22 protein-coding genes are annotated in these 24,486 nt (G+C 59.3%); 18 read left to right on the top strand and 4 right to left on the bottom strand.

The window, feature by feature from the left end:
• Positions 1-4: 4 nt before the first annotated feature.
• From QP891_RS01570 to whiA, 14 genes are all read left to right on the top strand, one after another.
• The gene (locus tag QP891_RS01570; protein WP_284816845.1) at positions 5-2,035 is read left to right on the top strand and encodes a primosomal protein N'; all 2,031 of its coding nucleotides are present in this window, start codon (positions 5-7) and stop codon (positions 2,033-2,035) included.
• A gap of 52 nt (positions 2,036-2,087) precedes the next feature.
• A complete protein-coding gene (gene def, locus QP891_RS01575) occupies positions 2,088-2,603 on the top strand; it encodes a peptide deformylase (RefSeq protein ID WP_284816847.1) in 516 nt (171 codons plus the stop codon).
• Positions 2,604-2,679: 76 nt separating this feature from the next.
• Positions 2,680-3,621 (top strand): methionyl-tRNA formyltransferase, encoded by a 942-nt coding sequence (fmt, locus tag QP891_RS01580; protein WP_284769752.1) that lies wholly within the window; start codon positions 2,680-2,682, stop codon positions 3,619-3,621.
• A 167-nt stretch (positions 3,622-3,788) separates the two neighbouring features.
• Positions 3,789-5,243: an RsmB/NOP family class I SAM-dependent RNA methyltransferase gene (locus QP891_RS01585; RefSeq protein WP_410756185.1), complete on the top strand. Its 1,455-nt coding sequence runs from the start codon at positions 3,789-3,791 to the stop codon at positions 5,241-5,243.
• Positions 5,244-5,253: 10 nt separating this feature from the next.
• The gene (gene rpe, locus QP891_RS01590; RefSeq protein ID WP_284769754.1) at positions 5,254-5,922 is read left to right on the top strand and encodes a ribulose-phosphate 3-epimerase; all 669 of its coding nucleotides are present in this window, start codon (positions 5,254-5,256) and stop codon (positions 5,920-5,922) included.
• 11 nt (positions 5,923-5,933) lie between these two features.
• Positions 5,934-6,956, top strand: a complete 1,023-nt coding sequence (ribD, locus tag QP891_RS01595; protein WP_410762388.1) for a bifunctional diaminohydroxyphosphoribosylaminopyrimidine deaminase/5-amino-6-(5-phosphoribosylamino)uracil reductase RibD — start codon at positions 5,934-5,936, stop codon at positions 6,954-6,956.
• Positions 6,957-6,994: 38 nt separating this feature from the next.
• Positions 6,995-7,609, top strand: a complete 615-nt coding sequence (locus QP891_RS01600) for a riboflavin synthase (RefSeq protein WP_284769756.1) — start codon at positions 6,995-6,997, stop codon at positions 7,607-7,609.
• An 11-nt stretch (positions 7,610-7,620) separates the two neighbouring features.
• A complete protein-coding gene (locus QP891_RS01605) occupies positions 7,621-8,898 on the top strand; it encodes a bifunctional 3,4-dihydroxy-2-butanone-4-phosphate synthase/GTP cyclohydrolase II (RefSeq protein WP_284769757.1) in 1,278 nt (425 codons plus the stop codon).
• Positions 8,895-9,371, top strand: coding sequence for a 6,7-dimethyl-8-ribityllumazine synthase (gene ribH, locus QP891_RS01610; RefSeq protein WP_284816849.1), 477 nt, complete (start codon positions 8,895-8,897; stop codon positions 9,369-9,371). The genes QP891_RS01605 and ribH overlap by 4 nt, the downstream gene beginning before the upstream one ends.
• 63 nt (positions 9,372-9,434) lie before the next feature.
• A complete protein-coding gene (locus tag QP891_RS01615; RefSeq protein WP_284769759.1) occupies positions 9,435-9,983 on the top strand; it encodes a PH domain-containing protein in 549 nt (182 codons plus the stop codon).
• 3 nt (positions 9,984-9,986) lie between these two features.
• A complete protein-coding gene (gene uvrC, locus QP891_RS01620; protein WP_284769760.1) occupies positions 9,987-12,056 on the top strand; it encodes an excinuclease ABC subunit UvrC in 2,070 nt (689 codons plus the stop codon).
• A gap of 53 nt (positions 12,057-12,109) precedes the next feature.
• Positions 12,110-12,982: an RNase adapter RapZ gene (gene rapZ / locus QP891_RS01625; protein ID WP_284769761.1), complete on the top strand. Its 873-nt coding sequence runs from the start codon at positions 12,110-12,112 to the stop codon at positions 12,980-12,982.
• A 23-nt stretch (positions 12,983-13,005) separates the two neighbouring features.
• On the top strand, positions 13,006-13,983 hold the full coding sequence (locus QP891_RS01630) for a gluconeogenesis factor YvcK family protein (RefSeq protein ID WP_284769762.1): 978 nt from the start codon (positions 13,006-13,008) through the stop codon (positions 13,981-13,983).
• A gap of 143 nt (positions 13,984-14,126) precedes the next feature.
• Positions 14,127-15,116: a DNA-binding protein WhiA gene (whiA, locus tag QP891_RS01635; RefSeq protein ID WP_284769763.1), complete on the top strand. Its 990-nt coding sequence runs from the start codon at positions 14,127-14,129 to the stop codon at positions 15,114-15,116.
• A gap of 127 nt (positions 15,117-15,243) precedes the next feature.
• Here the strand turns inward: whiA and QP891_RS01640 are convergent, their stop codons facing one another.
• Positions 15,244-16,890 (bottom strand): L-lactate permease, encoded by a 1,647-nt coding sequence (locus QP891_RS01640; RefSeq protein WP_284816852.1) that lies wholly within the window; start codon positions 16,888-16,890, stop codon positions 15,244-15,246.
• A 547-nt stretch (positions 16,891-17,437) separates the two neighbouring features.
• Here QP891_RS01640 and gap point away from each other — a divergent pair.
• From gap to secG, 4 genes are all read left to right on the top strand, one after another.
• Complete coding sequence (gap, locus tag QP891_RS01645) at positions 17,438-18,445, top strand: type I glyceraldehyde-3-phosphate dehydrogenase (protein WP_284769765.1); 1,008 nt, start codon at positions 17,438-17,440, stop codon at positions 18,443-18,445.
• 128 nt (positions 18,446-18,573) lie between these two features.
• Entirely contained in the window at positions 18,574-19,791 is a 1,218-nt protein-coding gene (locus tag QP891_RS01650) for a phosphoglycerate kinase (RefSeq protein WP_284769766.1), read from the top strand.
• A 45-nt stretch (positions 19,792-19,836) separates the two neighbouring features.
• On the top strand, positions 19,837-20,619 hold the full coding sequence (gene tpiA, locus QP891_RS01655; protein WP_284769767.1) for a triose-phosphate isomerase: 783 nt from the start codon (positions 19,837-19,839) through the stop codon (positions 20,617-20,619).
• A 198-nt stretch (positions 20,620-20,817) separates the two neighbouring features.
• Complete coding sequence (gene secG, locus QP891_RS01660) at positions 20,818-21,054, top strand: preprotein translocase subunit SecG (RefSeq protein ID WP_284769768.1); 237 nt, start codon at positions 20,818-20,820, stop codon at positions 21,052-21,054.
• A gap of 110 nt (positions 21,055-21,164) precedes the next feature.
• On the opposite strand, the gene pgl is transcribed toward secG, so the two are convergent.
• From pgl to zwf, 3 genes are read right to left on the bottom strand one after another with little or no spacing between them, the layout of a single operon-like run.
• A complete protein-coding gene (gene pgl / locus QP891_RS01665) occupies positions 21,165-21,926 on the bottom strand; it encodes a 6-phosphogluconolactonase (RefSeq protein ID WP_284769769.1) in 762 nt (253 codons plus the stop codon).
• Positions 21,927-21,973: 47 nt separating this feature from the next.
• On the bottom strand, positions 21,974-22,909 hold the full coding sequence (locus tag QP891_RS01670) for a glucose-6-phosphate dehydrogenase assembly protein OpcA (protein ID WP_284769770.1): 936 nt from the start codon (positions 22,907-22,909) through the stop codon (positions 21,974-21,976).
• Between the two features lie 14 nt (positions 22,910-22,923).
• Positions 22,924-24,456 carry a glucose-6-phosphate dehydrogenase gene (gene zwf / locus QP891_RS01675; protein ID WP_284769771.1) on the bottom strand — a complete coding sequence of 511 codons (1,533 nt, stop codon included), beginning with the start codon at positions 24,454-24,456 and terminating at the stop codon, positions 22,924-22,926.
• Positions 24,457-24,486 lie beyond the last annotated feature (30 nt).

Genomic DNA, 24,486 nt, shown 5'->3' on the forward strand with positions numbered 1-24,486 from the left:
GCTTATGCCTAAGAAAACACCCGCCGCCCGGAAACCGGTCGCGCGGGTGTTGCCTCTTTTAGGGATTGCCCACCTCGATCGGGGATTTGATTACCTGGTAGATGAGGCCGAATCTGACAGCGCCCAAGCCGGGGTGAAGGTACGCATTCGGTTCAATGGGCGCTTGGTGGATGCGATCATCGTCGAGCGCAAGCATGATTCCGACTTCGGTGGGCAGCTGCGTTTTATTGAGCGAGTCATCTCGCCATTTCAGGTCTACCCACCGCAGCTGTCCCGGCTGGTAGAAGCCCTTGCGGATCGCTATGGCGGAATCTGCTCCGATATCATTCGCTCTGCCATTCCACCGCGGCATGCGAAGGCGGAAGAAGCGGATTTGGATACGCCGTGGGAAGACCTTGGCGCAGCCAGCGAGCCCGATTTATCGGGGTGGTCTGCCTATCAGCATGGTGAAACATTTGTTGATTCCATCTTGGGCGGGAAATTAGCCCGCGCCGCATGGCAAATCGCTCCCGGCGATGAATGGGAAGATGCACTCGCGGCCTTAGCTGCCAAGGTCGCCTTGGGCGGGGGAGGTGTCCTTATCGTCGTCCCAGACCAAAAGGTAATCGATTCCTTGGAAAACGCCCTGCGCGCTGTCGTCGGGCCGAAACAAATCACGGTGCTTACCAATAGTATGGGCCCGCAGGCGCGTTATCGCCGGTACCTTTCGGCCTTGGTGGGCCAGGCGCGAATAGTCATTGGTACGCGCTCGGCGGCTTTTACTCCCGTGGACAACCTGCAACTAGCCGTCATTTTTGATGACGGCAACGATAACTTGGTAGACAATATCAAGCCCTACGTCCACGCCCGGGAGGTGCTTACCACCCGCTCTGCATTCGAAAATTGCAGCTTCATTGCGGCCAACCATTCGCGTACGGCAGAAACTCAATTATTGGTGGACTCTGGGTGGGCACACGACCTCGTGCCGAGTAGCTCAACCATAGAGGCACGCCGGCCCGATATTTTGGCCATTGGTGCCTACGGGCTGTCCATTTCCCGGGATTTGGAGGGCGGTACGACCTCTGTGCAAGCGCCGGCCTTTCAGGCAGCGCAGCAGGCCCTCGACCGCGGTGAACCGGTGCTTGTGCAGGTCCCGCGCAAGGGGTATGCGCCTACTTTGGCTTGTGGAAAGTGCCATTCTCCTGCGCGGTGCCGCCACTGCAACGGGCCATTGGGGTTGCCTCCGAGCTCCGAGCGCTCAAGCGAGGAGGCGGTCATGCCTACCTGCCGCTGGTGTGGGCGCATTGCCACCAATCACCGCTGTACCGAGTGCGGTTCGCCGCGGCTGCGCGCCATCGTTTTAGGCTCCGAACGCACCGCGGAGGAATTGGGGCGGGCCTTTCCCAATACATCCGTTGTGGTCTCCGGCGGCAATAAGGTTGTGGGCTCAATTGAGAATGCCCCTGCATTAGTGATTGCTACCCCGGGCGCTGAGCCGCGGGTGAAAGGCGGCGCCTATGGCGCGGCCCTCTTATTGGATGCAGGCACCTTATTGAATCGGCAGGATTTGCGCGCCACCGAGGACTGCCTGGCCAAATGGGCGCAGGCAGCCACCATGGTCAGGCCGCATTTCAAGGGCGGGCGCGTCATCATCGCCGCGGATCCGGAACTTCCCGTCGTGCGCCACTTCATGAGCTGGGACATGGTCGCGGCCGCTGCAGAAGAATTGCGTGCCCGGCGCGAGGTGCGCTTTCCACCAGCCGTGCACTTCGCCGCCATTGACGGGGCGGACGCCGCTTTGGATTCCTTCGAGCAATTGGTGGACCTGCCAGAGCACGCCGAGGTCTTAGGCCCGGTTCCGCTCCCGCCAGGGGACAGCCTTCCCGGGGAATACGATGCGGACCGCTTTGGCCCACCACAACGCTTGGTGGTTCGCGCCCCGCTGGGGCCGCGATCGCAGCTTGGGCGCGCATTGCGCAAGGCTAATGCGGCGCGCAGCGCCCGGAAGGATGAATTGCCACTACGCATCATGGTCGATCCCATTCACGTGGGTTAGAAGTGCGCATAAACTTAGGCGAATAGGCAGTACATGAGAAAGGGAAGATTCAGTGGCGGAATTAGACATCAGGCTCTACGGGGATCCCGTACTAAGTACGCGGGCAGAAGAGATTACTACCTTTGACTCTGGTCTTCGCACGCTGGCACAAAACATGCTGGAGACCATGGATGCCGCCGGTGGGGTAGGGCTGGCGGCGAATCAAGTGGGCATACTCAAGCGCATCTTTGTCTATGACTGCTCGTATACGCAGACCGGGTTGCGCGGGGCTCTGATTAACCCCGTGTGGACGCCTTTGGGAGAAGACATGCAGGCTGGCCTGGAAGGCTGCCTATCCATTCCTGGGATTCGCGCCGATACGCCGCGGCACAATCGGGTATTTGTCTCTGGGCGCGAAGTAGAAGGCAGGCCGGTGGGAATGGTGGCCTCCGGCCTTTTGGCGCGGTGCATTCAGCATGAAACCGATCACCTTGACGGGGTGTTATTCCTGCGCCGGCTTGGTGACGACGACCGTAAGGCCGCCATGCGTACCATCCGCGAAGCCGATTGGTTTAATACCGCGGGCTAGGCGAGCTTCGGCAACGCAGGCGGGGGTCGTTGTACCCTAGAATTTTCACCCGAGACCTCGAGGAGACTCATCCAATATGCGGATTATTTTTGCCGGCACCCCAGAACCGGCGGTGGTGGCATTGGAGAAATTGCTTGCCTCCAGCCACGAAGTGGTAGCGGTCATTACCCGGCCCGATGCGAAGAAGGGCAGGGGCCGCAGCCTTCACCCGAGCCCGGTAAAGGCGCTGGCGCAAGAGCACGGCATCGAGGTGCTGACCCCATCCACGCTGCGGCCTGGCACGGAAGATGGCGATAACCTGCGCCAGCGCTTGGCCGAGCTGCAGCCAGTGGCCATCCCGGTGGTGGCCTATGGCAATCTCATTAGCAAGGATCTCTTGGATGTCGCGCGCCATGGTTGGGTCAACCTGCACTTTTCCCTCCTTCCCGCCTGGCGTGGCGCGGCACCGGTACAAGCGGCTATCGCGGCAGGCGATGATATTACCGGCGCATCCACCTTCCGGATCGAAGAAGGCCTGGATACAGGCCCGGTATTCGGCACGGTCACAGAAGGCATCACTGGGACGGATACCGCAGACGATCTGCTCACCCGGCTCGCGTATTCCGGGGCAGATCTCCTGGTAGCCACCATGGATGGGCTCGAGGCCGGCACGCTGGAGCCGCAGGCCCAAAAAGGAGAGGCCACCTATGCGCCGAAAATCTCTACCGCGGCAGCGCGCATCGACTGGGCGCAGCCAGCCTTTGCCATTGACCGGCATATCCGCGCCCACACCCCGGGCCCGGGCGCATGGACGCTGCTTGACGATTCCCGCCTCAAGGTCGGCCCGGTTCGCGTTACCGAGGGCATCGACAAGCACCTAGCGCCTGGCGAGGCGCTGATTAACAAGGATGCGGTGTATATCGGGACCGCGACGCAGCCGGTGCAGCTGGATAGGATTCAGCCACCGGGTAAAAAGATGATGGATGCGGCCGATTGGGCGCGTGGATTAGGAAAGAACGCAGAGGTGAGGTTCCAGTGACTGGTGGATTCCGCTCCCGCAGTAAGTCCGGCGACAAGGCGCCGGAGGCTAAACAACACGGCAAGAACGGCGCGCCCCAACGCGGTAATGCGCAGCGTGGCAGTGCGCAGCGCGGCCAAGGCCAGCGTGGGCCCTCCCAACGTGGATCCGCCCAGCGTGGTCGCGGCATGCAGGACCAGCGCAACCGCGACCACCGAGATAACCGAGGTAATCGAGGTACCCGGGATGCGGGCGCAAAGAACACAGGCGCGGGGAAATCACTGGTGCAGGCCGCCATCGACCAGGGCGTGGATCCGGCCCGCGCCGTTGCCTTCGATGTGGTGCGCCGGGTAAGCGAAGAGGATGCGTTTGCCAACCTCGTCTTGCCCAAGGCGCTGCGCAAGCAGAAGCTTTCTGGCCGCGATGCCGCATTTGCCACGGAGATTACCTATGGCACCCTGCGCACCCTGGGCGTGCTCGATGCGGTGATCGCGCAGTGTTCTTCGCGCGAGCTTGAGTCAATCTCGCCGGTGGTCATCGATGCCCTGCGCCTGGGCACCTACCAGGTGCTGTATACGCGCGTAGAACCCCACGCGGCGGTAGATACCTCCGTCCGGCTCGTCGTGGCGGGTGGGGAAGAGAAAGCTAAAGGATTCGCCAATGGCATCTTGCGCACCATTACCCGCACGCCGCCGAACGAGTGGCTCAAGCGGCTTGCCCCGGAAGGCGAGATTGCAGGCCTGGCCTTTAGGCATGCCCACCCAACGTGGATCGCGGAGTCTTTTGCCCGCGTTATCGGCCCCGAAGAATTGCCCGCTGCCTTAGAAGCGGATTCCGAGCGACCGAGCGTGCATTTGGTGGCACGTCCAGGCGAAATTTCCGCCGAGGAATTGGCGCTGATTACCGGAAATGAAGAAGGTACCTATTCGCCTTACGCGGTGTATATGGATTCCGGGGACCCAGGCCAATTGGAACCGGTCCAGCAGGGAATGGCCGCGGTACAAGATGAGGGCTCGCAGCTTATCGCCCGCGCGGTCTGCGAGGTGCCCGTCAGCGGTACCGACCAGGGACGCTGGCTCGACCTGTGCGCAGGCCCGGGCGGCAAGGCGGCCCTGATGGGGGCCTTGGCGCGCATCGAATCCGCGCACGTCGATGCGGTAGAAGTATCGCCGCACCGCGCGAAACTGATTGAAAAGACGGTGCAGGGGTTGCCGGTGACCGTCCACGTTGCCGATGGCCGCAATCCGCAGGTCGGCTCGGGCTTCGATCGCATCTTGGTGGATGCGCCGTGTTCGGGGCTAGGCGCTTTGCGGCGCCGCCCAGAGGCACGCTGGCGGAAATCTGAAGCCGATATTGCCGAGCTTTCGACACTGCAATTCGAGCTATTGTCCTCTGCTCTTAAGCTCGTGCGGCCGGGCGGGGTCGTGGTGTATTCCACGTGTTCGCCGGATCTGCGCGAAACCCGCGCCATCGTGGATCAGGCGGTAGAAAAGCTGGGTGCCCAGGAGCTGGATGCGCGGGAATTTATCCCAGATATGGGCAATGTGGGCAAGGAAAAATCCGTCCAGATGTGGCCGCACCGCCACGGCACCGATGCCATGTTCATGGCGGTATTGCGGCGCGGCGATGAGGAAGAGCGCTAGGATTAACGGTATGCCTGCACCACTTATTTCTCCGTCAATTTTGGCTGCTGACTTCGCGCAGCTGGGTGAACAACTAGAGGCCATCTCCAACGCCGATTGGATCCATGTAGACATCATGGACGGCCACTTTGTCCCCAACCTTTCCTTTGGCCCGGATATTACGGCCACGGTGAGAAGGTCCACGGATAAGCCCCTTGACGTGCACCTGATGATTGAGGAGCCGGCGAAATGGGTGGAGACCTACATCAAGGCCGGTGCCACCACCGTCATTTTCCACGTGGAGGCGGTAGATGATGAGGTCGCCGCGGTGGACTTGGCCCACAAGATCCGAGACCTGGGTGCGCGTGCGGCCTTTTCCATCAAACCGGATACGCCCATCGAGCCGTGGCTAGACAAGCTGCATCACTTCGATGAGGTGCTGGTCATGTCCGTAGAACCAGGTTTTGGCGGCCAGAAATTCATGCCCGCCATGCTGGATAAGGTCCGCGCCCTGCGCGAGAGCATCGACCAGCAGAATCTCGATACCATCATTGAGATCGACGGCGGCATCGATCCGGATACCATTGCCTTGGCAGCCGAGGCCGGATGCGATTCCTTCGTGGCGGGCTCAGCCGTATTCAAAAGCGATGATCCAGCGCAGGCGGTGGAAGAACTGCGCGCGCTTGCGACGCGTTCATAATGGCCGGCGCGATGGATGAAACCAACGTTTCCGGAGCTTTGGTTCAGGCCATGCAGGCCGGTGCGGCGGTGCGCGGTACCACGAGCCCCAATCCACCGGTAGGTGCGGTGATTTTGTCTGCTACCGGCGCCGTTGAGGGCATTGGTGCGACCCAGCCGGTGGGCGGTGCCCACGCGGAAGTCATGGCGCTGCGCGCGGCCGGCGAGAAAGCCCGCGGCGGTACGGCCGTGGTTACCTTGGAGCCCTGCGCGCATACGGGCAGGACGGGTCCCTGCGCCACGGCGCTTATTGATGCCGGAATTGCCCGCGTGTACTACTTGCATGCCGATCCCACGCCACAAGCAGGCGGGGGTGCGCAGGCCCTGGCCGCCGCCGGGGTAGAGGTGGGCGAGCTCACCGCACCGGATGGCGTCGAAGACGCGGTGCATGTTTGGTTGCGTGCGGTAAAACTGCAGCGCCCGCACGTCACCCTGAAATTTGCCCAGACCTTGGATGGGTTTACCGCTGCCGCCGATGGCACGAGCCAGTGGATCACCGGGCCTAAGGCCCGCGAGTGGGTCCACGCCGATAGGGCGCGGCGCGATGCCATCATCATCGGCACCGGCACCGCGCTTGCCGATAACCCATCGCTTACCGCGCGCTTTAGCGATGGGAGTCTGCGGGAGCACCAGCCGCGCCGTGTGGTCATCGGCAAGCGCGATCTCCAGGCCGCGGGTGAGAAGGTCTCTCACCTGCAGCGACTGGGGTTTGAGCAATATGACAGCATCGAGGGCGCGCTGAAGGAGCTGTATGCCAGCGGCGCCCGCGACGTCTTGGTTGAAGGCGGGGCGGGTTTGGCCCAGAGCTTCATCGAGGCCGGTGTCGTGGACGCGCTCGCGGCGTATATTGCCCCTATCTTGCTCGGCCAGGGGCGCGGGGTTCTGGCGAATGCGGTGGCACATACGCTAGCCGATGCCCCACGTTTTACCACCGTGCGCACCACCAGCCTCGGGCCCGATGTCCTCGTAGAATACGAGGCGCGGAACGAGCGTTAAAAGATTAGATAATTTAGAGATAAATACAAGGGGAATCATTGTTTACAGGGCTAGTACAAGAGCTAGGAACGGTGGCCGCACTAGAACCGCAGGCGGATGCACTGCGGTTGAGTATCCGCGCGCCGCAGACGGTAAGTGACGCGCACCTAGGGGATTCCATTGCCATCAATGGCGTGTGCCTTACCATCGCGGAATTGGATGGGGATATTTTCTGCGCCAATGTGATGCGAGAATCTTTGGACCGGACGGGACTCGGTCAGCTGGAAGAAGGCGCGCGGGTGAATGTCGAGCCGGCAGTACTGCCCACCACGCGGCTGGGTGGACACATTATGCAGGGCCATGTCGATGGCACGGCACGGTTGGTCTCGCGCGAGCATTCGGAGCACTGGGACGTGCTGCGCTTTAGCTTGCCCCGCGAGCTTACCCAGTACGTCGTGGAAAAGGGCTCTATTGCGGTCAACGGTACGTCTTTGACGGTCAGTGCCGTAGGTAAGGACTGGTTTGAGGTCTCCCTTATTCCCACCACCTTGCGGGAGACGACGCACGGAGAATCTCAGCCCGGCGATATCGTAAACCTCGAGGTGGATGTGCTGGCGAAGTATGTAGAAAAGATGCTTCACCCCGAATCCGGAAGTGCTCAAGCAAAGGACTAGACTGCTAGGTTATGTTCGCGACTGAAGAGAGCATCCATTTTGATGCCATCGATCACGCCATTGCGGAGATTGCCGCCGGTAAGCCCGTCATCGTCATGGATGATGAAGGACGGGAAAACGAAGGGGACCTGATCTTTGCCGCGGAGCTGGCAACCCCGGAATTGGTCGCGTTTATGGTGCGGTATTCCTCCGGGTACGTCTGCGCCTCATTAATGCCGGAAGATTGCCAGCGGCTCGATTTGCCGCCGATGATGGCGCAGAATCAGGACGTGCGCCAGACCGCTTATACGGTAACCGTGGATGCGGCGACGGGCTCTACCGGAATTTCTGCGGCATCCCGCGCAGAAACCATCCGCCGCTTGGCTGATGCTTCGACTCGGTCCAGCGACTTCACCCGGCCAGGCCACGTGGTCCCCCTGCGCGCACGACCCGGCGGGGTATTAGAGCGCGATGGGCACACGGAAGCCGCCGTCGATTTGGCACGCCTTGCAGGCCTTCGTCCCGCCGGCGTGCTGTGTGAAGTCGTATCAGAAGAAGACCCGACGGATATGGCCCGCGGGCCGGAGCTGCGGCGTTTTGCCGATAAGCACGGCCTCGCACTGATCTCTATCGCGCAGCTTATTGAGTGGCGCCGCCACCACGAGGTGCAAACTCAGCGCGCGGTAGAAACCCGCCTGCCCACAGAGTATGGCGAATTCACCGCGATTGGTTACCGGCATGACCTTGACGGCCAAGAACATATTGCCTTAATCGCCGGCGATCCCGCGCAGCTTCGCGGTGCCCGCGATATTGTGGTGCGCGTGCACTCTGAGTGCCTTACCGGCGATGTCTTTGGCTCGCGCCGGTGCGACTGTGGCCCCCAATTGCAGGAATCCCTGCGCAAGGTGCAGGAAGCCGGCAGCGGGGTAGTGATTTACCTGCGCGGCCACGAAGGTCGCGGGATCGGATTGGTGCACAAGCTCCAGGCGTACCGCCTCCAGGACGAGGGCTGGGATACGGTCGACGCCAACTTGGAACAAGGGCTGCCAGAAGATGCCCGGGAGTATTCCGTGGCCGGCCAGATCCTGAAGGACCTTGGGGTGGAATCGGCACAACTGTTGACCAATAACCCGCACAAGGGGGAAGGGCTCGCCGGATTCGGCATCGAAGTCAGCCAACATATCCCACTTACCATCGCCGCCAACGCCGATAATATTCGGTATCTGCGGACTAAACGCGACCGCATGGGCCACGATCTTCCGCAGGTGGCACAGTGGGACGCGCAGCACGAAGGAGAATTAGGTAAATGAGTAAAGAAGGATTACCCGCTATCGCGCAGGTAGATGCGCGCGGCCTCTGCGTCGCGGTCGTGACCGCGACTTGGAACGAAGAGGTCAGCGATCAGCTGCACCAGCAGGCGGTGGAGACTGCCCGTGTTAATGGGGCAGAAGTCGCAGAATTCCGGGTCGTTGGTTCCCTAGAATTGGGCGTGGTTGTTCAGGCAGCCGCGCGAAAATTCGATGCCGTCGTTGCCTTGGGTTGCGTCATCCGCGGCGGCACTCCGCACTTCGATTATGTCTGCGATTCTGTTACCCAAGCCCTAACGCGCATCTCCTTGGATGAATCGACGCCAATTGGTAATGGTGTCTTGACTGTCAACGACCAGCAGCAGGCCATCGACCGCGCAGGTTTCCCTGACTCTGCGGAAAATAAGGGCGCAGAATCCATGATCGCGGCTTTAGACACCGCGTTGCAATTGCGTAGACTAAACGCAGAATATTAATAAAAGGCCAATCGAAATCCTGACCATTGACCGGCAGGCAGGACTTCCAGAGGAGTAAAGCACATGAATGAGGCCGCAGCTTCGAATGAATCCCAACCGCGCCGCACCCTTAGCGATGCGGAGGTATTGGTCTATACCAGCGCGGATCCCTTCGCACGGACAACGTCGAAGCCGTGGGAATATAGCGCCAAGTCCCCGTTCTTGCGCAAGATTGCCATCGGTTGGGTCATTCTTGTCATGGCCATCCATATTTTTATGGGTGTTACGCTCGATATTTCCTTTACCGGTGCGCACGTGACCACTATCGACAAATTCGCCTTTCCTGGTGTCGGCGTAGTCATTTCCATCTTGTCGTGGATTGCTCTCAACCGGCCGCGGCTGCAGGCCAACGAAGATGGGGTAGAGGTGCGCAATATCATCGGCACGCGTTTTTACCCGTGGCAGGTGGTCTACGGGCTGTCTTTCCCCGTCGGCCAGCGCATGGCCCGCCTTGAGCTGCCCGAATTTGAGGCCGTGCCCGTGTGGGCATTGCAATCCGGCGATAAAGATACCGTGATCACAAAAGTCCGTGACTTCCGCGATCTGGAAGCCAAATACATGCCGCAGGATTAAGCATTGGCAGATCCAACAACCTATCGCCCCGCCCCGGGAGCCATTCCGACGGAGCCGGGTGTATATAAGTTCCGCGATGAGAACCGGCGCGTCATTTACGTAGGCAAGGCCAAAAACCTGCGGGCGCGCCTGTCTAATTATTTCCAAGACATTACGCAGCTGCACCCGCGCACGCGGCAGATGGTGCTGACCGCCAGCTCTGTGGAGTGGACGGTTGTCGCCAGCGAAGTTGAAGCGCTGCAGCTGGAATATACCTGGATCAAGCGGTTCGACCCGCACTTTAACGTCATGTACCGCGACGACAAGACGTATCCCATGCTTGCCGTCTCAGTAGGAGAGGTGGTCCCGCGCGCCTTTTTCTACCGCGGCCCCCGGCGCAAGGGAGTGCGGTACTTTGGCCCCTATTCCCATGCGTGGGCGGTGCGCGAAAGCCTCGATCTGCTCACCCGCGTCTTCCCCATGCGCACGTGTTCTAAAGGTGTATATAACCGGCATGAGCGGCTGGGGCGGCCGTGCCTTTTGGGGTACATCGGCAAGTGCGATGCACCTTGTATCGGACGGGTGAGCAAAGAAGAACACCGCGAGACCGTCAATGAGCTGGTCTCATTCATGAATGGCAATACGGCTGGTGTTAGGCGCAAGCTGGTCAAAGACATGGAGGCTGCCGCTGAAAACCTCGAATTTGAGCGTGCGGCGCGGTTGCGCGATGACCTTGGGGCCATCGATAAGATCATGGAGCAGCAAGCAGTTGTCTTCGCCGATGGCACCGATGCCGATCTGATTGCGTTTAATTCCGATGAGTTGGAAGCCGCCGTCCAAATCTTTCACGTACGCGGCGGCAGGATCCGGGGCCAGCGCGGCTGGGTCGTTGAACGCGCCGGTGACCAGGCAACCTCTGAGCCCATAGAGGAGGGCCAACCCGATCCGGCCTTGCCCGCCTTGGTGCAAAACTTCCTCATCCAGTTTTACTCCGATGCCGTGGAGCGAGAAGAACAAGAAGCTCGTGAGGATGCAGCTTTAGCTGCGGATGTGCCACGACGCGGCGTGGACCAGGAATCGCACATGGAACAGCGCCATGTCCACGTCATACCGCGTGAGATTTTGGTTCAAGCCATGCCGGAAGAATCCGAACAAGTGGTCTCCCTATTGGAAGAGCTGCGTGGCGCGCGCGTTGATCTGCGCGTACCGCAACGGGGAGATAAGCGTTCGCTCATGGATACCGTGGAAAAGAACGCCAAGGAGCAACTGCGCCAGCACAAGCTCAAGCGCGTCGGCGACCTGACCGCGCGGTCCGCGGCGCTGCAGGATATCCAGGATGCCTTGGGAATGGACCAGGCACCGCTGCGCATCGAGTGCACCGATATTTCGCATATCCAAGGCACCGATGTCGTCGCCTCCCTGGTGGTTTTTGAAGACGGCATACCAAAGAAGTCCGATTACCGGCGCTACCGCATCAAGGAAGCAGCCGGCGACGGGCATTCCAATGACGTTGGCTCCATTGCGGAGATCACGCGTCGCCGGTTTAAGCGCCACAACCAAGATAAATTGGCGAACCCGGACGAGGAAAAGGAAGAATCGTCCTTCGCGGAAGAAAAAGTCGCAGAAGAATCCGCCGAGGCAGGCCGCCGCTTTGCCTATCCTCCTCAGCTCTTCATCGTGGACGGCGGCGCGCCCCAGGTGGCTGCGGCACAAGAGGTATTTGATGAACTGGGCATCGTCGATGTCACCCTCGTGGGGCTAGCCAAGCGCTTGGAGGAAATCTGGGTGCCAGGGGATGATGAACCGGTGATTCTGCCGCGCAATTCCCAGGCGCTATTTTTGCTGCAGCAAATTCGCGATGAGGCGCACCGCTTTGCCATTACCTACCACCGGCAACAGCGTTCTAAGCGCATGCGTTCCTCGGCGCTCGATGCAATTCCGGGGCTTGGACCGCAACGCCGGACGGATTTGGTCAAGCATTTTGGCTCCGTCAAAAAACTCAAGGCGGCCACGGTGGATGAGATCTGCGAGGTAAACGGGTTCGGGCCGAAGCTGGCCCAGAGTGTCTACGATAAGTTGCACGACGCACAGTAAATAAGCAGCCTTCCAGCAGAAGTGCGGAGCGCGAAAACGCTAGACTAGTGGGCATGACGCACTTCGACACTCCGCCCATCTTGATTACCGGCATGTCCGGCGGCGGGTTGAGTTCCGCCGCCAAGGTTTTTGAGGACAAGGGCTACTATGTGGCGCATAATATCCCGCCGCGCGCCATCGTGGACCTGTGGAAATTGTGCAACCAGGAAGAAACGCCTGTTGAAAAGGTCGCGGCGGTAACGGACGTGCGGTCTCGCATGTTTCCGGGTTCCCTCATGGAAACCATCGATGAGCTAACGGCATTGGGCATGAAACCCACCGTTCTCTTTCTCGATGCCCGCGATGATGTGCTCATCCGTCGCTTCGACTCCGTGCGGCGCACCCACCCTTTGCAGGGCGACGATACCTTAAAGGTGGGCATCCAACGCGAACGCCAAGTGGTGGCGGAAATTCGAGATCGCTCCGATATCATCATTGATTCCACGAACCTCTCGATTCATGACTTGCGCCGAGCTATCGAAGCTGCGTTTGGCGAATTTCAAAATACCAACCAGCACGTCACGGTGGAATCGTTTGGTTTTAAGAATGGTTCCCCGCGCGATGCGGATATCGTCGTCGACGTGCGCTTTTTGCCCAATCCTTACTGGATTCCGGAGCTGCGCGGCTGCCGCGGTACAGATGCGCCTGTGGCGGATTATGTCCTGTCGCAGCCTGCCGCACAGAAATTCGTGGATAATTTTGTCGCCATGTTTTCTACCATGCTGGAGGGATACCGGCACGAGGGCAAGAACTTCATCACCGTGGGCGTCGGCTGCACGGGCGGGCATCACCGCTCGGTTGCGGTAGCAGAGGACATCGCCAAGCGCCTGCGCGCCAATGACACCCTTGACGTCAGCATTTTGCACCGGGATATTGCCCGCAATTAGGGCTGAGGAGCATTAAAAACTGTATGAAACACCCTTCTCATATGGTCTGCCTTGGCGGCGGCCATGGTCTTTATCAAACGCTTTTATCCGCTAGGCGCAGCAATGCAGCGGATATTTCTGCCATCGTGACGGTCGCCGATGATGGCGGATCCTCGGGGCGCCTGCGCCGAGAATTGGATATCATTCCGCCTGGTGACCTGCGCATGGCGTTGGCCGCGCTAGCCGATGACAATCGCGTAGGCGCGCTGTGGGGCAAGACCCTCCAGCATCGCTTCGGCGGCAATGGCGCCATGGCGGGCCACGCTGTGGGCAACCTCATGATCGCGGGTTTGACCGGGGTTTTGGGCGATTACCAGGCCGCCTTGGACGCGGTAGCAGAGCTAACGCACTCGCACGGGCGGGTCATCCCCGTGGTCCCGCATCCCTTAGAGATTGAGGCTGATGTCTCAGGGCTTGACGATGACCCCCGGGTCATGCGCCAGGTCCGCGGCCAGGTCGCAGTGGCATCGACGCCGGGGCATGTGCGGCGCGTGCGAATCCTGCCTGAAGCCCCGGAAGCCAATCCCGCCGCGCTGGAGGCTATTAGGCAGGCAGATCTTATTACCATCGGTCCAGGATCCTGGTTTAGTTCGGTATTACCGCATACCTTGGTGCCAGAAATCGTCCAGGCTATTTCTGAGTCCAATGCTTTGCGCGTCGTGATGCTCAACCTGTCAGCCGAACCGGGAGAAACCCAAGGCTTTTCCGCGGAGCGCCACGTGCATGTGCTGGCTCGTCACGCCCCGGATTTACGCATCGACCGCATCGTCCTAGATGCGGCAGCGCTGCCAAATGAGAGCGAACGGGTATATGTACAGCGCGCTGCGCAAGCCTTGGGCGCACGCGCGGTATTTGCAGATGTCAGTATCCAGGATGACAATGGACAGCGATTGATGAAACACGATCCAGACAAACTTTCTTCTGTCATCGTGGATCTTTATAACGAGTACCGGCGGGCCTAGCTAAGTTCAGGCCAGCCAGTCCTCAGGGTGCGGGACACGGTAAAATGAGAAAATTCCGTTTCCCACGCAGTAGTTGGTGTGCGTGGGACCGTGCATTGCACAAGCGTCATTCGTGACTGTGACAGAGAAATGGGGCGAACTAGGTGACCACACCGTTGACCGAACAGGTCAAAGAAGAACTAGCGGCGGTTGGCGTGACACGTCAGTCCGCGCGCGCTGCGGAGCTCGCATCGATCCTGCGCTTTGCCGGAGAAGTAGATGTCTCTGGTGAGAGCATGGCCTATGAGCTGGAGCTTGATAACCAGGCAATTGCGCAGCGCATCCTCGTGGCTTTAGACGAGCTCTACGGGATCGAAGCGGAAAGCCACGTTGTCGGCCCTGCGGGGACGGTGAAGAAATCGCGCGTCATCGTGCGCATCACTAAAGGGGCAAAGGAGCTTACCCGCCGCCTAGGCCTGATTACCCGCTCCGGTCACGCCGTGGTGGGGCTTCCGCCGCAGGTCATTTCCGGCACGGTGGCTGATAGCGAGGCGGCGTGGCGCGGTGCCTTCCTTGCACACGGCAGCCTGACGGAACCCGGGCGTTCTTCAGCATTGGAAGTCAGCTGCCCCTGCCAGGAGGCCGCGTTGGCACTCGTGGGATGCGCACGGCGCCTGGGAATTTCCGCAAAGACTAAAGAGACCCGCGGCGAAGATCGCGTGGTCGTCCGCGACGGCGATGCCATTGGCGCGTTGCTTACCCGCATGGGCGCGCAAGTGACCCGCCTGTCTTGGGAAAAGAAGCGGGTAAAGCGCGAAGCGCACGATACATCGCGCCGGTTGGATAATTTTGACGATGCCAACCTGCGCCGCTCGGCACGGGCCGCCGTCACCGCCGCCGCGCGCGTAGATAGGGCGATGGAAATTTTGGGGGATGACGTTCCTGAGCACCTAGCCGATGCCGGCCGCTTGCGCGTGCAGCACCGCGAGGCCTCGTTGGAGGAGCTCGGCAGGCTGGCGGATCCGCCTATGACCAAAGATGCGGTGGCAGGGCGCATTCGGCGCTTATTATCCATGGCGGATAAGCGGGCCGAAGAACTGGACATCCCCGATACTAATGAGTCCATCTCAGACGATCTTTTTGGTGACTCTTAGTCGCGGGGCACGATTGGCTCTGGATCCTTGAACCACGAAAGGCGGGAAGGAAAGCACCTCAATGCTTTCCTTCCCGCCTTGTGTTGTGCCTCGGCTGAGGCGCTTATAGCCAGTGGTGGCTTGCGTTTTATGGGACCAAGAAGCCCAGGACGTTGGTCATCAAGAAGACGATGACACAGACAACGGCCAAGAACGCGATGGAGTAGCCCACGACGTTTTTCAGGATGACAGATTCCTTGCCTTCCATGGATACGGCGGTTGCCGCGATGGCCAGTGATTGTGGCGAAATCATCTTACCCACAACACCACCGGCGGTATTGGCAGCCAGCATGAGGTCAGGGTTCACACCAATGCGGTCGGCGGCCGCAACCTGCAGGTTGCCAAAGAGCGCGTTTGCGGAGGTATCGGAGCCGGTCACCGCGGTACCAATCCAGCCCAGCACGGGTGCGAAGAGCGCGAAGATGGAGCCTGCGGAGGAGACGAATTCACCGATGGCGATGGTCTGACCCGAGTAGTTCATCGTGTAGGCCAAAGCGAGGACCAGAACGATGGTCAGCCCAGAGAATTTCATGCGGTTGGCAACTTCACCGAAGGCCTGCACGGGTTGGGAGAAGCTGAGCTTGTAGCGGCCGTTTTCGTTCCAGAAGTGGTAAACGATGGCCACAATGATGCCGGAGAGCAAGAGCAAGGTACCGGGGTTGCCAAAGACATTGAAGCTAAAGCTGGTGTCCATGGCCTCACCGTTAGTACCGATGACGGTGCCATCCAGCAGCGGCCACGCGAACTTCAGCTTCCAGAAGCCGAAGATTGCTGGTGCTGCGGTCGCGATGGCAAATACTGCGGTAACGACGGCGTAGGGCAGCAGGGCCATCCAGATGCGGCGGCCATTGAGATCGGTCGACGTTTCTGCGGCGGGCAGCTCCATGCGCTCGCGCAGCTCGGTAACACCGCGTGGCTTCCATACGCGGAGGAAGATGAAGGCGGCACCCAGGGACACGATGCAGGCAATAACATTGGTGAGCTGGTAGGCGAAGAAGGTGGCGGTAAGCCACTGCGCGCCGGCAAAGGAAATACCGATGACCGCGGCGGCGGGCGCTGTTTCTTTCACACCGCGCATGCCGTCCAGGATGAATGCGATGAGGAACGGAACAATCGCGGCAATGACCAAGACCTGCAGGGCAATAAGGCCGGCGATATCTTGGGTTTGCTCAGCGGTACGCCCGCCGACCTCACCGGCGGTGGTGACCGGAATACCAACCGCACCGAATGCGACTGGAGCGGTATTCGCAATAAGGACCACCGTTGCAGCGCGCAGCGGCTTGACGCCGAGCGCCATAATCATCGTGGCGGTAATGGCAACGGGGGCACCGAAACCCGCAAGGGCTTCAAGGAGGCCACCGAAGCAGAACGCGATGAGCATCGACTGAATGCGGATATCGCCATCGCCTAAGAGGTCGAAGGTCTTACGTAGATCTTCGAAGCGGCCTGAGGCGACCGTAATTTCGTAGAACCAAATCGCTGTAATAATGACCCAGACGATGGGCAGTAGGCCGAAGAGCCCACCGCGGACCGCGGAAGACAGTGCCATATCCACGGGCATCGCAAAGGCAACTATGGCTAGGATGATGGAGGTCGCAAGGGCGACGGCTCCCGAAGTATGTGCGCGGGCTTTAAAGCCCATCAACATAATGAAAAAGGCTACGAGGGGGAGAATCGCCACGAGCGCGGTGAGCCCAAGACTGTCTCCCACAACAGAGGTGTTTATCTCAAACATTGAGTATCCTCGATTCTAACGGGGGTACTATCGCAGGCGCATTCGGTCTGCGAGGGATGTAAATTTATTGCCCACGCGTTTCAGGCGAGAGATTAGCGCCCAGCGAATGCCCGAGTGCTACCTGGAACACAGTGAGTTAGCGCAAGCATATCGCGTCATAAACGCTGAGGTGTGATTTGGGTTAAGTTAATTAATACCACTGTGTCTTTGGAGGACTGGTGTGCGGTGAAGTAGGGGAACGCCCACGTGTAGTGATATATCACACATTAACGGTGTAAAGTCCACAAGAACCAACTTAAACGGGCTTGAACAGCCTGAATATTCGGAAAAAACAAAAATACTCGGGAAGATTGTACGCCTAGATCGGAAAACTTTCAGATCCTGCGTTGTCAGGCTTGCAGCCCACTGCACGCGCTATAAAGGCTCTGTAGTATTGCGGTTGTTGGGCAAAGCCTCGGGCACCTTACTCACCCAGAGCAGTAAAGTACTCGAAGGACCCGCGGTAGGCCCATAGAAATAATTACTCGACTCTTTGAGGAGATTTACAGTGACTACCCGCGTAGGCATTAACGGCTTTGGCCGCATTGGTCGTAACTTCTTCCACGCAGTTAACCGGACCGACAACGACCTTGAGATCGTTGCCGTCAACGACCTGACCGATAACCAAACTCTCTCTAACCTGTTGAAGTACGACTCCGTACTGGGTCGCTTCGACGGCGAGATTACCTACGACGATGACTCCATCACCGTCAATGGCAACCGCATCCAGGTCTTCAACGAGAAGGACCCGAAGAACCTGAAGTGGGGCGAGCTGGACGTGGACCTCGTTATCGAGTCCACCGGCCTGTTCACCAACGGTAACGACGCAAAGGCTCACATTGAGGCCGGCGCCAAGAAGGTCATCATTTCCGCCCCTGGTAAGGAAGTTGACGCAACCTTCGTCTACGGTGTTAACTCCGACACCTACGACCCAGCTAACCACAACGTTATTTCCGCAGCTTCCTGCACCACCAACTGCCTGGCCCCTATGGCCAAGGTCTTGAATGAAAAGTTCGGTGTGGAAAAGGGCCTGATGACCACCGTTCACGCTTATACCGGTGACCAGCGTCTGCAGGACGCTCCTCACAAGGACCTGCGTCGTGCCCGCGCCGCAGCCGTCAACTTGGTGCCTACCTCCACCGGTGCAGCAAAGGCCGTGTCCCTGGTCCTGCCTGAGCTGGAAGGCAAGCTGGACGGTTACGCAATGCGCGTTCCGGTCATTACCGGTTCCGCAACTGACCTGACCTTCACCGCTTCCCGCGACGTCACCGTTGAGGAAATCAACGCGGCACTGAAGGAGGCAGCTGAAGGCGAGCTGAAGGACACCCTCGCATACACCGAGGATCCCCTAGTTTCCACTGACATCGTAACCTCCCCGCACGGCTGCATCTTCGATGCCGGCATGACCAAGGTCTCCAACGGCAACTTGGTCAAGGTTCTGGGTTGGTACGACAACGAGTGGGGCTACACCTCCCAGCTCGTCCGCATGACCAACCTGGTTGCAGAAAAGCTCTAAAGTTCTAATACAGAGCACCCCTTAATGCGATACCGGCCACAACGAACGTCCTGACGGCACGACGTTGTGGCCGGTATCATTTTATGTAGCAACCTTAACTGCAGAATCCACTTTAAAAGGAGTAACACATGGCTTTTAAGACCCTAGATAACCTGCTAGAAGAAGGCGTAGAGGACCGCCACATTCTGGTTCGTTCTGACTTCAACGTGCCGCTGGATGATGCCGGAAATATCACCGACCCCGGCCGCATCACCGCATCTCTTCCCACGATTCAGGCTCTTGTTGATGGCGGCGCGAAGGTCATCCTTTCCGCCCACCTCGGCCGCCCCAAGGGTGAGGTAAATTCCAAGTACTCCCTGGCTCCTGTCGCAGAAGCGTTGTCCGAGGCCCTAGATCAGTACGTTGCCTTGGCCAACGACGTCACCGGGGAAGACGCTCACGAGCGCGCAAACGGGCTAAACAGCGGCGATGTCATGCTGGTAGAAAATGTCCGCTTCGATCCTCGCGAGACCTCTAAGGATGAGGCAGAGCGCGGCGAATTCGCCAACGAGCTCGTCGCCCTGGCTGCTGATAATGGCGCATTCGTCTCTGATGGCTTCGGCGTTGTGCACCGCGCGCAGACCTCGGTATATGACGTCGCCAAGCGCCTGCCCGCCTACGCCGGCAAGCTGGTGGAAAAGGAATTGGACGTATTGTCCACCGTGGCAAAGGATCCGGCGCACCCATACGTCGTTGTACTGGGTGGCGCAAAGGTCTCTGACAAGCTTGGCGTTATCGAAGCACTTGCTGGAAAGGCCGATAAGATCATCATCGGCGGCGGCATGTGCTACACCCTGCTGGCAGCCAAGGGCTACAACGTTCAGGAGTCCTTGCTGCAAGAGGACCAGATCGAAAACTGCAAGAGCCTGCTGGAGCGCTTTGGCGACAAGATCGTCCTTCCCGTTGACCTCACCGCCGCCAGCGAGTTCGCCGCCGATGCTGAGACCAAGGTCGTTGAGCTCGATGGCATTCCTGAGGGCTGGATGTCCCTGGACATCGGACCTAAGTCCATCGAGAAATTTGCCGACGTACTGGCAGACTCCAAGACCGTATTCTGGAACGGCCCCATGGGCGTATTCGAAATGGAAGCCTTCTCCAAGGGTACCGCTGGAGTAGCGCAGGCGATTATCGATGCCACCTCCACTAACGGTTCCTTCTCCGTCGTCGGCGGCGGCGACTCCGCAGCCTCTGTGCGCACCCTGGGCCTCGATGAGGATGGCTTCAGCCACATCTCCACCGGCGGCGGCGCGTCCCTCGAATACCTCGAGGGCAAGGAGCTGCCGGGCGTTTCCGTGCTCGAAGCATAAACCGCCTAAACAGCTAAATACAGGCGTATAAAGAAAGGACTAATTATGGCACGTACACCACTTATTGCTGGCAACTGGAAGATGAACCTCGATCACATTGAGGCCATCGGCTCCGTTCAAAAGTTCGCATTCTCCCTGCCGGAGGATTACTACGACAAGGTAGATGTAGCCTACATGGTTCCATTTACCGATATCCGCACGATTCAGACGCTCGTTGAGGGCGATAAGCTGAAGATCACCTACGGTGCGCAGGACATCTCCAAGCACGAGTCTGGTGCCTACACCGGCGAGGTATCCGGCCAGATGCTGAACAAACTGGGATGCAGCTGGGCAGTCGTTGGCCACTCCGAGCGTCGCGAATACCACGGCGAAACCGACCAGCTGGTCGCTGAAAAGGCCGCAGCGGCCTTGGAAAATGGCATCAGCCCCATCGTCTGCGTGGGCGAGCCGCTCGACGTGCGCGAGGCCGGCACCCACGTTGACTACGTGGTGAACCAAACCCGCGATTCCCTGCAGGGACTTAGCGCCGAGCAGCTATCCAAGACGGTTATCGCCTACGAACCCGTGTGGGCCATCGGCACCGGCAAGGTTGCCTCCGCGGATGACGCGCAGGAAGTGTGCGCCGCCATCCGTGGCTTGGTCAAGGAACTCGCGGGCGACGAGGTTGCCGAAGGTATTCGCATCCTGTACGGCGGTTCCGTAAAGGTTGACTCCGTTGCGGATATCGTCAGCAAGCCGGACGTAGACGGCGGCCTCATCGGTGGTGCTTCCTTGGTAGGAGAGGACTTCGCCAAGCTAGCCGCCAATGCAGCTAATGCCGTTAGTTAACATGCGTTAACAACCATCACAAGGTGACTGGTATGCCGCGGGTTGGGGTGAGCTCCGCCCGCGGCATGGTGTACAGTAGGCCCTTGTGATTGCTTTGCGTAGGCAAAGCAGGTAAGTACTTCGCGCCGGTGGCAAGCGTGACTTTCGGTAGTACATCGAAGGTGCCACTGGGCGCACGTTGAGAAAAGGAAGAACCTCATGGTCTTAGCACTGGAAATCATTTTGCTAATTTCAGCTATTTTGATGTCCATCTTTGTGCTTTTACACAAGGGCAAAGGCGGCGGCCTGTCTAGCCTTTTCGGCGGCGGTGTGCAATCGAACCTGTCCGGTTCGACCGTGGTGGAAAAGAATTTGGACCGCTATACCATCGTCATGGTGATTATCTGGTTGGCCTGCATCGTTGGCCTTAACCTCATCCAGGCCTTCGCGGCCTAGGACCCGGCCAAACAACAGCGCCGGTACTTCATCCCGTGTCCTTTCGCAGAGAAAGGGTGGGGCTGAGGTACCGGCGCTTTGTGCGTTAAGCAGGAAGGGCGGCGATGTTTTTAAAGTTCCTGCGCGGCATCGTCAGCAAGGAAGAGGATCGTCTCCTTCGTCCCTTGCGCACCGGCCGCTGGGCACTCCTCAGCGTCGACGCCGTCAACGATGCTCTTCGCAGCAGCGGCCTTTTCCTCCCCGGCAACCAAGAGCCAGACGCGCTCGGACCTATTAACCGCCGGCAACGTGAGGGTAATGCGCTCGCTGGGTGGCTTGGGCGAATCGTGTACCGGTACCGCGAGTTCTTCCTGCTCACGGATGGCAGGAGAGTGGGGGAACAGGGAGTTAATGTGGCCTTCTGCGCCCATGCCCAAAAGGTGTAGATCGAAGCCTAAAGGTGCGAAGTCTTTCAGCTCCGGCTCGTAAGCATTGGCGGCAGCCTCCATGGAGACCGCGCCGAGGTCGAATCCGTGGATATTCTGATCTGGAATATCGACGTGATCGAGCAGCGCGGAACGCGCTTGGCCTTCGTTGGATTCTGGGTCGCTGACCGGAACATTGCGCTCATCGCCAAAGAAGATGTGCACGCGGGACCAATCGATACGCAGGGCAGGGTAATTTTCACCTTGCTGTTGGGCGGAAAAGTCAAGGCGCGCAAGCTCGTGCAGCAGTCCGATTCCTGCGCCCCCACCCGTTAGTACGATTCTTGCTACGCCGTCACCATGGATGCCACCGTTACCGGCCTGAATTCCGGCGATGGTCTCAATAAATTTGAGTGCGGCTTGGGAAATAAGGTCATCTACATCGCTGACGCGGTGAAGCGTTACCATTCGGTATCAGAATCCTTTGCAAAGAATCGGCATAAACAAGTGCGCTGTTAAAGCTTACTGTAGTCTACTTCTCCCAGAGCACGTAGCGCCTGGGCGTAAGTTTTATCGGCATCGAGGTGGCGCAATTCCTCAGAGAGGATTTCGGTTTGCGTGCGCGGGCTCAGACTGACTAGCGAGTCTGGGGTACCCGGTACGCGCACTCGCACAGTGCGCTCATCGACGACATCCACATCCACGTGGGTCGATTCCCGGTTAAAGCGCAGGTGGGTAACCGGGAAATAGTCACTATTAGCTTCCTCGGCCGTGCGCTGTACTGGGACGCTGAGGCGGTCAAGCAACCAACCCGCCGCGAAGTTAGGCGCCGGATGCCCGGCAGGGCCGGCGACCTCTACCGATAGCACCTTTTCATGGGGATGGTGATCGAGCGCCGATGCGACGACCCCGCGCCACAGCGTGATGGAGGCCCAGGACATATCGGAATCGCCGGGGGAGTAGCCATCAGAAAGCGCGCGCAGATCCTGCTCGCCCACGGTGCCTTTATGGGCCACATTGGTGATGCGGCGCTGGGCCAATTTGCCCACGGGGCTTTTTGACGGCGCCTGGGGGCATACGTTGGGCCACCATGCGACCAGTGGGGTATCCGGCAGCAAGAGCGGAGTGAGCACGGACTCGGCTTGATCCGCGAGCGCCCCATGCAATTGCATGACGACGGTCTCGGAGGCACCGGCCTCGCCACCGACGCGGAGCTGGGCATCGAGCTGGGTATCAGAATTCGGGTCACCGGGGACCACGACGAGCACGCGGGAGGGGTGCTCATGAGAGGCATCGCGCACAGAGGCAAGAATTTGTTCCAGATCGTCGCCTTCTTGTGCCTCCACGATTAAGGTGAGCACGCGGCCCGTGGTGCGGGTGTAGTGCTCCTGGGCATCGACAAGCTTCTTGGCAATTTCACCAGTGGTGGTATTAGGCAATGGAATAATCATTGACTACATCCCTTCTACGGGCGGCGCCAGGAGTGACCCCGGCGGCGCAGCATCTTATCGGCTGAGGTGGGCCCCCATGTGCCCGCCTTATAATCTTCGGGCTCACCATGCTTGGACCAGTAATCGATGATCGGATCCAAAATCGACCACGATAGTTCGACTTCTTCATTGGTGGGGAACAGGGATGATTCATCGAGGAGGGCATCCAAGATGAGGCGCTCATAGGCCTCGGGGGATTCCTCGGTGAATGCCTCGGCATAGGCAAAGTCCATGTTCACATCGCGCACCTCCATGGTGGAGCCTGGCACCTTTGAGCCAAAGCGCATGGTGACGCCCTCATCTGGTTGAACGCGGATAACCACCGCATTTTGGCCAAGGGCATCGGTTTCGCCATCGACAAAGGGCTGGTTCGGCGCGGCCTTGAAGACCAAGGCAATCTCGGTAACGCGGCGCCCCAGCCGCTTTCCCGTGCGCAGGTAGAACGGCACGCCACCCCAGCGCCGCGAATTGACCTCCAGCGTACATGCCGCGTACGTCTCGGTAGTGGAGGCGGGATCGAAGCCTTCCTCCTCGCGTAAGCCCTTCACGTATTCCGAGCCCTGCCAGCCGGCGGTGTACTGGCCACGAGCGGTGGTTTTATTCAGCGGATGCACTGGCTGCGTGGCGCGCAGCACCTTGACCTTTTCGGCGCGCAGCGCCTCCGGCTCGAAGGAAGAGGGCTCCTCCATTGCGACGAGGGCGAGCAGCTGCAGGAGGTGGTTTTGAATAACGTCGCGTGCAGCGCCGATTCCGTCATAATAGCCAGCGCGGCCGCCGAGGCCGATATCTTCGGCCATGGTAATTTGCACGTGATCGATATAGTGCGCGTTCCACATCGGCTCAAAGATCTGGTTGGCAAACCGCAGCGCCATAATATTTTGCACGGTCTCTTTGCCCAGGTAGTGATCGATGCGGAAGACGGCCGATTCGGGGAAGACCGCGTTGACGATTTCATTGAGTTCGCGCGCGGATTCCTGGTCATGTCCAAAGGGCTTTTCGATGATCACGCGGCGCCACGAATCCTCCATGGAATTGGCCATGCCCACGCGTTCCAATTGGTGGCAGATATCGGAGAAGAACTCTGGCGGCACCGAAAGGTAGTATGCCCAGTTGCTTCCCGTGCCCCTGGCCTTATCCAGCTCGGCCAACCGTGCAGAAAGCCTGTCGAAGCCCTCATCATCAAAGGATCCTTGCACGAACTCGATTCCTTGGGATAAGTGCTCCCAGACGTCGTGATTAAAGTCAGTGCGGGCACCGGCTTCTACCGCGCTGCGGAAATAATCGCAGAAGTCCGCGTTATCCCAGTTCCTGCGGCCATAGCCGACGAGCGTGAAACCCGCGGGCAAGAGACCGCGGCTGGCAAGGTCATAGATGGCCGGCAAGAGCTTTTTGAAAGCTAAATCGCCGGTTACACCAAAGATGACCATGCCCGCGGGGCCCGCGATGCGTGGCAATCGTTTATCGGCGGCATTACGCAAGGGATTGACCCAAGCGGCTGAGTCCGTCACGGATTATCCTTCCTGGAGGGAAAAGCTGAG

This window comes from Corynebacterium sp. MSK310 (assembly GCF_030227355.1).
Classification (GTDB): domain Bacteria; phylum Actinomycetota; class Actinomycetes; order Mycobacteriales; family Mycobacteriaceae; genus Corynebacterium; species Corynebacterium rhinophilum.